This window comes from Legionella tunisiensis (assembly GCF_000308315.1).
GTDB lineage: Bacteria > Pseudomonadota > Gammaproteobacteria > Legionellales > Legionellaceae > Tatlockia > Tatlockia tunisiensis.
The window spans coordinates 1-1,475 of sequence record NZ_CALJ01000163.1 but is presented as its reverse complement, the minus strand read 5'-3'; the positions used below and the strand labels follow the sequence as shown (position 1 = coordinate 1,475).

The window sequence follows — 1,475 nt, the reverse complement described above, 5'->3', positions numbered from 1 at the left end:
CTAGATCATGTGGTTTTCGCTCGTTCGCAAGCTCCTCACGTAGAGCTTGGAACGCTTTCAAAGGTGTAATGAGTGTTTCTAATTCTATAAATTGATTTTGGTAAGTTTTCGGTAAATGAGTCACAAATTTCAATTGAATATCCAATTGTATCAGCACACCAACAACTGCATTAACTCCTTCATAACAGCGTTGTTGACGTAACATCTTTGCTATTGTAAGCCATCGTTGAAAAGCCTGAAGCTGTGCGGCTTGATCATGATGTTGGGAGATATTTTGACGAATGAAATCTTCTAAGTTTTTTCTTACCTTAAAAAATTAAGAACCTCTGGGCTAGCTTTTTCAAGCTGTGCAAAACCAGAAGGGTTTTCAAAATCAGAAACATTTAATTTTTTAAAAGCTTCTGTTAAAACATAATCGACCAATCTTGCATGTTGTAAGATAATTTTGCTATCTATATATCTATATACGGTATGCGCTTTTTTATTGTTTCCAATTGCTTTTTTACAGCAGGTTCGCTTGCTTTTTCGTCCCATTCTTTTGTAGACAACTTCTTGTTAAGAAAATTACCGTTCTGTTGAAACCAATCAAGAAAATAATTTTTAGACTTTTCCAGAACTGCCATGTCTCAACCCCCATAGGTAATCATAATTAAGATTTGATTATTTCATACTAATGCGAAGAATGATCTTTAAGCGAAATAGTCAATAAGGCTTTTCTTGATTCTACCTGTTAATGGTGTAGTAGCAAGTACCTGTTCATCATTAATATCATGATCAAACCGTATTTTTTCATCATATTGTGGGGATTGTTGTCTATGATTACTATTTGACTCAATATTGACCTGCGATAAATTGATACCTTGTTCAGCCATCATATCTCGTAACCGAGGTAGGGCTTGTTCAATCAAATCTCTCACGGATACCGAGTGAGTCGTAATATTAACAGTAGCAGCTTCTTTAACCACTTTAATGCTGACTTCCAATGGACCTAACTCTGGCGGATTTAATTTTATAGTCGCGCTTTTAATTTTTGTTGGCCCACCCAAATAATCTGTTGATTAAATTCATTGCCCCATTCGGGATTCATAACGCTCTGTGGTAATTCAATCACTTTCGCTGGCACTGCCATAGCAGTCGGAGTTTGCACATTTAGATGATTAATCATAGCAGGCATTATAGCTGTCAGATTTTTGTCGTTGCTTTGTTCTGTTACGAACGTTCCATTATCTTCAGAGCTCAACGCTAATAAATCTCTCTCAGAGACTATTGATGGGATACTAGCGTCTGAATCTTTAGTTTGTTTAAGGATAGTCTGTAAGTGAGTCTCACTACTTGAATAATCACTAATTGATTTTACAAATGATAACTCTTGTTGACTTGACTTATCCAAGTTAACCGCTTTGGATTGCTCTGTTATCTGTTTGTCCTCTTCATACACAATGACGGGAAGCTCTTCTACTTCCGGTCCTTTATTT

The 1,475-nt window shown here is 36.1% G+C and carries 4 protein-coding genes; all 4 read right to left on the bottom strand.

Annotated elements, in window-relative coordinates:
• Nucleotides 1–271: RasGEF domain-containing protein (locus BN58_RS24030; RefSeq protein ID WP_332247951.1), on the bottom strand; the 271-nt coding region annotated here is incomplete at its 3' end.
• A 32-nt stretch (nt 272–303) separates the two neighbouring features.
• Nucleotides 304–534: a hypothetical protein gene (locus BN58_RS30820; protein ID WP_156812473.1), complete on the bottom strand. Its 231-nt coding sequence runs from the start codon at nt 532–534 to the stop codon at nt 304–306.
• Nucleotides 535–689: 155 nt separating this feature from the next.
• A complete protein-coding gene (locus BN58_RS10165) occupies nt 690–1,046 on the bottom strand; it encodes a flagellar hook-length control protein FliK (protein ID WP_019216723.1) in 357 nt (118 codons plus the stop codon).
• Nucleotides 1,010–1,475, bottom strand: a 466-nt coding sequence (locus BN58_RS31690; protein ID WP_040916412.1) for a hypothetical protein, incomplete at its 5' end; no start/stop codon positions are given. The genes BN58_RS31690 and BN58_RS10165, both read right to left, overlap by 37 nt.

What these genes read in the sequence shown, in the direction of transcription:
- BN58_RS30820 (WP_156812473.1), bottom strand. Translation starts at nt 534, where the DNA reads ATGGGACGAAAAAGCAAGCGAACCTGCTGTAAAAAAGCAATTGGAAAC.